The following is a 6,030-nucleotide window of genomic DNA, read 5'->3' on the forward strand; positions in this document are numbered from 1 at the left end:
GGTGCGATTGCCGAGTCCAACAGCTCACGCACATCGCATTCATCGGTGTCACTTCTCAAAGCGAGCCCCGCGGCGCAGGCCGTGGCCGCTCCCGGCCCGACCTCTGTGGCGGTCCTGGCGGTCCTGGCGGTCACGGAGGCAGGGCAGGCCGCGGCGGCTGTGCGGGGACGGGGCGTGCGCCCCGTCCCCGCACACTCTCCTGGTGGTCAGACGACGGCAGTGAAGGTGTAGCGCCCGGCCGGCAGATGGTAGGTCGCCGGGCCCGTCGGGACGGCCTGTGCCGGGGCGACGACCGACTCCGGCCGTGAGGTGGGGACCGTGACGTCGGCGGAGGTGTTCACGGGCACGGTGACCTGGAGCCTGAGCCGGCCGCCGGAGACGGCCCAGTTGCTCGCCGCGCTGCCGTACGGGGTGTCGTAGGTGCTGACGGCGGAGGTCAACCCACCGCCGGGCCGCGGCGCGATGCGCAGGGAGGCGTATCCGGGGCTCGCGGGGCCGAGGCCGCCGACCTGGCGGTAGAGGAAGTCGCCGACCGAGCCGAGACCGTAGTGGTTGAAGGAGTTCATACCCGGGTCGTTGAACGAGCCGTCGGTGCGGATGCCGTCCCAGCGCTCCCAGATCGTGGTGGCGCCTTGGTCGATCATGTAGCCCCAGCCCGGGAAGCCGCGTTGGAGCAGAATCCGGTACGCGGTCTCGACATGACCGTGGTCCGCCAGCACGGGCAGGAGGTTCTCCACGCCGAGGAAGCCGACGCTGAGGTGTCCGTCCGTGGCCGCGACCTTGGCGGCGAGCTTGTCCGCGGCGGCCCGGACCAGGGACGCGGGCAGCAACTCGAAGGCCAGGGCCAGCACATAGCCGGTCTGGGTGTTGCCGCGGACCGTGCCGTCGTCCGAGACGAAGCGGGAGCGGAAGGCGGCTGCCACCTGGTCGGCGAGCTGCCCGTGGGCGGTGGCCTCGGCGCTGCGGCCGGTGGCCGCCGCCATGCGCGACACCAGGCGGGCCGACCAGGCGAAGTAGGCCGTGCAGATGAGATCCTGGGCCGTGTTGTCGTTGACGTTGAGCCAGTCGCCGAAGGTCTGCTGATCGCGTATCAGGTCGCTGCCGGACGTGGCGCGCAGATAGTCGACCCACCGGGCCATCGCCGTGAAGTGCCGGTCCGCGACGTCGAGATCGCCGAAGCGCTGCCACAACGTGTAGGGGATGACCACTCCCGCGTCTCCCCAGCCGGCCGTCCCGGAGCCGCCGATCACCGCGGGCGCGACATCCGTGAAGGCACCGTTGTCCTGCTGGGCGTCCGTGAGGTCGTCGACGAACTTGGTGAGGAGGGCCTGCGTGTCCAGGTTGAAGGTGGAGGTCGCGCAGAAGGCGGCGATGTCGCCCGTCCAGCCCAGACGCTCGTCCCGTTGGGGGCAGTCGGTCGGGATCGAGAGCATGTTGCTGCGCTCACCCCACACGATGTTGTGCTGGAGCTTGTTGAGCAGTGCGTCGGACGCGCTGAACGTGCCCGGCTGCCGGGCGTCCGTCCACACCGCGCGACCGGTGACGGTGGTGGGGTCGGGCCGGAAACCGGACGGCAGGCCGGTGAGTTCGACGTAGCGGTAGCCGTGGACGGTGAACCGGGGCTCGTACGTCTCCACGCTCCCGGTGCCGGCGAGGGTGAAGGAGTCGGTGGCCTGGGCGGCGCGCAGGTTGGTGGTGTAGAGCGTGCCGTCGGGGTTGAGGACCTCGCCGTGCCGGACGGTGACCGTGGTGCCGGCGTCGCCGCGGACCGCGATCCGGTTCCAGCCGGCGAAGTTCTGCCCCATGTCGAGGATCCACACCCCCGGCTGCGGCTCGGCCACCGACACCGGACGGAACTCCTGCTGCACGGTGACGCCGCTGTCGACCTGGGCCACCAGTCGTGGAACGGGCCCGTCGTGGACGGCGACGGCCGTCCAGCCGCTGTCGTCGAAGCCCGGCGAGTCCCAGCCCTCGACGTGCAGGCGCGCGTCGTAGGTCTCGCCCTGGTACAGATCGTCCGCCCTTATCGCACCGCCGGCCGTCTTCCAGCTGTCGTCCGTCGTCACCAACTGGGTGGATCCGTCGGTGTAGGTGATGAGCAGCTGTGCGCCGTAGAACGGCTGGGTGCCGTAGTGCCGGCTGCCGGCGAACCCCAGGTTGCCCGAGTACCAGCCGTTGCCGAGCCAGGCGCCGAGCACATTGGCGCCCCGCCGGATGTGCGCGGTGACGTCGAACACCTTGTACTGGAGGCGCTTCGCGTAGTCGGTCCACCCGGGGGCCAGCACGTCGTCGCCGACCTTCGCGCCGTTGAGCCGTGTCTCGTGAAGACCGAGCGCGGTGGTCAGCAGCCGTGCCGAGGCGACTCGCCCCCGCACGCCGAAGCTCTTGCGGAGCATCGGCGCCGGCCCCACGACCTGGACGTTCGATCCCCACGGACCGCTGCCGTACGGGGCGAGCGCGCGTGCGGCGGGCCAGGCGCTGTCGTCGTATCCGGGGCTCTGCCAGTCCGCGGACGGGTCCTGGTGCGACCGCCACGCATCATCCGTGACCACGGTCGGGCCGCCCGTCACCGTGAGCTTGGCGATGAGTCCCGCCGGGGAGAGGGTCGTGTTCCGGCTCGCGACCGCGAGGGTGTTGTCGCCGGCCTTGAGATACGCCGTGACATCGACCGTCGCGGCACTCTTCCACGAGTCGGTCACGCGTCGTGAGGTACTCACCTGGGTCCCGTTGACCCAGACGTCCGCGGTGTCGTCCCCGGTGACGATCAGGCTCGCGGCGGCGGGGGCGTCCGTCAGAGTGAAGGTGCGCCGGAAAAAGCGGGTCGCCACCGGCGCCTCGGACGCGGGATCGCCTTCCGGGTACCAGATCCAGGTGGCCCCCGAGAGGTCCGGTCCCGGCGGCCGCCCGATGAACGTGGCGGACCACTCCTGCGCGGGCACCAGCAACCCGGTCTCGAACCACTGCGGTCTGCTCCACGCGGCCGCCCGGCCCTGGGCGTCCCAGACACCCACCCGCCAGAAGTAGCGGGTCAGGCTCTTCAGGGGCCCGCTGGCGTAGGCGATGTCGACCTGCCGGTCGGACGCGACACGCCCGCTGTCCCACAGCTCACCCGAGCCGTCGGCCGTGGCCGAGACCTGGATCCGGTAGCCGCCCTGACGCTGCTGCTGCTCCGTCGAGTCGAGGACCCAGCCGAAGCGCGGGTGTGCCGTGTCCACGCCCAGGGGGAGGGCACGGTGCTCCACCGTGCAGGCGGCCACGCTCAGCGGGGACGGGGCCGAGAGGTCGGGAGCGGCCACCCGGGAGTACCAGGGGGCCGTTCCGTAGGCGCCGAGATCCCGGGCGGCCGGCCAGCCGGCCTCGGTGAAGCCGGGCTGTTCCCATCCCGCCGGCACGTCCTTGCCCGCCGACCAGCGGCCGTCGGTGACGACATCGGTCGTGCCGCCGGTGGTCCGCACGCGGATCCGTCCTATGACGCCGGCCGAGCCGCCCTCGGTCCGGCCTGCCAGCGCGATGGTGTTGGTGCCGGCGGTCACGGCGGGCCGCAGGTCCACGTACAGGGCGTCGCGCCAGGACCGGGCGGCTCGGGGAGAGCCGGCGAGGGGTTTCCCGTTGAGCCATACGTCGACGGAGTCGTCGCCGGTGACGACGAGTTGCGCTTCGGTCACCTCGCCCTCGGCGACGGTGAAGCTCGTCCGGAAGTAGCGGTGTCCAGCGAGGGCGTCGGAGCCCGGACCGCTTTCCGGATACCAGATCCAGTGGGCCGGGGACAGCCCGACGGGCCCGGCCGGGGGCGCTCCGGTGGCCGCCTGTGCGCGGCCGGCGAACGTGCCGACAGTTCCCGCGGCGAGAGCACCCGCCGCCAGCGCCGACGCCGTGCCGAGGAAGCCGCGTCTGCTGACCGGGGATTCGTCGTGGGGCGTGTGCGAGCCGGAGCCGGGCGAATCGGGTGAGCCGGGGGTGGGGGGTGTGGTCTGACTGGCCAACGGAGTACTCCTTCACACGCGTCGGGCGAAGCAGGGCGGCTCGGTGAGCGGCGGACGCGGACGGGAGGTCCCGTCCGGTCGCGGTCTGCGGCAGCTCGGACGATCGTCGGTGTTCGTGGCAGGCGACCGGCAGAGCGTGATGGCGGCCGAGTGATTGAATCGTTTCAAACTGTGAATGCGGTGGAAATGTATGAAAGTTGATGAGCGGCGTCAATAGGTTGGCGCATCGTTTCATCGGCTCTCGCGTACCGCCGCGCGAGGCGACCGCGCACGCCTGAGACGCCGGCCTGGGGGAGTTCCCGCCACCGCCGGTGCGGCCATGTCCCGTAAGCCCTGCGGGCGTTCGCCGAACAACTCCCGGTGCCGGCACCTCCCTTTTCGGCCACGGACCGACCGGACTCAGCCCTCCCGCGCCGTAGCCGTAGCCGTAGCCCACGCCCGACCGGCCGAAGTCGGCCTGCCCGGACGGATCGTGCTCGTTTCCCGAGCTCGTTCTTCGACCTTTGGCGGGGCTTCGAAGACGCCGGTAGGTTCTTCGCGGTGACTTCGATGGAGACGCACGGCCTTGTGCCGATGACCGACGGGGCACAGTTGCGATGGGTGGCGCGGGGGGACACGACTCGGCAGCCGGCCGTGATCCTGCTTCACGGCGGTCCGGGTCTGCCCGACTACCTGGGCGATGTCGCCCCGGTGATCGCGGACCTCGCGCCCGTGTACCGGTACGACCAGCGTGGCACAGGCCGGTCCCCGTGGCGGGGCCGCCATTCCTTCGCCCGGCATGTCGACGATCTCGCCGAACTGCTCGACGCATGGGAGGTGCCCAGGGCCGTGCTGATCGGGCACTCCTACGGCACCGATCTGGCGAGCCGGTTCTGCCTGAGGCACCCCGACCGGGTTGCCGCGATGCTGCTGATGTGCGGGCCGTTCACCGGAGATTGGCGTACCGGGTACCGAGCGGAACGCGGCCGCCGCATGTCCGCCGCACAGCGGGCGAGGCTCCGCGCATTGGAGGAGCTGCCGCAGCGCACGGAGGAACAGGAAGTCGAACTGCTCACGCTGTCCTGGTTCACCGACCACGCCGATCCGGACCGCGGGTGGCACTGGGCGGCCCAGGGGGCTCGGCGGCGGCGCCCGGTCAACTGGTCCATGAACGGCGAACTCGGCGGGGAAGGACGTGCGGATCCGCTCGACGAGCACCTTGCCGATCTGCGTGCGTGCCTGCCCGCGAGGACGGAACTCTTGGGCGGGGCCGACGATCCCCGTCCTGTGTCGGCGCTTGAAGCACTCGCGCTCCGGCTCGCTCGTCCGCTGACCCGGGTAGCGGACGCCGGGCATGAGCCCTGGCTGGAGCAGCCCGACGCGGTGCGTGCGCACCTCCGGCGATTCGTCAAAGGTGCCGTGGACGCATAGGGCTTCCGTGGGTTCACCGAGCCGCTTCGTCCCCGGCTGTCGACACCGACCGCGTCATCGGAGGTCGAACTGTGCCTCGAACCGGGTCGCCGGCCCTGGTATTTCGCTGACGCCCAGGCGGTCTTGGTCCCCATCAGAAGAACGTCACCGAACCCGTGCCCCGCCCACCGCGACACATCGCCGTAGGGGCAAGCCGCTCCCGGTACCGCGATAGGGGAACCGCGGCGGCGCCGGGGCTGCCGAGGAGGCGCGGCCGCCGACGTCCGGTTGTCACCGTCGGCGTCTTCGTGCCCGCCTGCCCCGCGCTGTCCGGGCACCGGCCGTCCCGGGGCGGCTGCCGGCGGCCCACCCACCGGAAGAACCGGCCGCGGGAGCACCGGCGGACCGGTGGGGGGAAACCACCGGTCCGCCGTGCGGGGAGGCCCGGACGTGCTCAGCAGTACAGGTTGTTGCCGGGGGTGACGCCGAGGATCGAGGTGAAGCGCTGGTAGGCGTCGACGCGGCTCTGGACCTGGGCCGGGTTGCGGCCGTCGCATTCCAGTGAGCCGTTGATGGAGCGGATGGTCTGGCCGAAGCCGGCGCCGTTGACCATGGCGTTGTGGGGGGTCATCGTGCCGGGGCCGCTCTGGGTGTTCCA

Annotated in this window: 3 protein-coding genes; 1 reads left to right on the top strand and 2 read right to left on the bottom strand. The window is 71.4% G+C overall.

Going from position 1 to position 6,030, the window contains the following annotated elements; all coding sequences use genetic code 11:
- Positions 1 to 206 precede the first annotated feature (206 nt).
- On the bottom strand, positions 207 to 3,983 hold the full coding sequence (locus ACWDGI_RS10665) for a family 78 glycoside hydrolase catalytic domain (protein ID WP_450757438.1): 3,777 nt from the start codon (positions 3,981 to 3,983) through the stop codon (positions 207 to 209).
- Positions 3,984 to 4,532: 549 nt separating this feature from the next.
- Between ACWDGI_RS10665 and ACWDGI_RS10670 the strand changes: the two genes are divergently transcribed.
- Positions 4,533 to 5,393: an alpha/beta fold hydrolase gene (locus tag ACWDGI_RS10670; protein WP_450757440.1), complete on the top strand. Its 861-nt coding sequence runs from the start codon at positions 4,533 to 4,535 to the stop codon at positions 5,391 to 5,393.
- A gap of 433 nt (positions 5,394 to 5,826) precedes the next feature.
- Here the strand turns inward: ACWDGI_RS10670 and ACWDGI_RS10675 are convergent.
- Positions 5,827 to 6,030, bottom strand: a 204-nt coding sequence (locus ACWDGI_RS10675) for a chitinase (RefSeq protein WP_450757442.1), incomplete at its 5' end; no start/stop codon positions are given.

It is taken from the genome of Streptomyces sp. NPDC001220, from assembly GCF_053597895.1.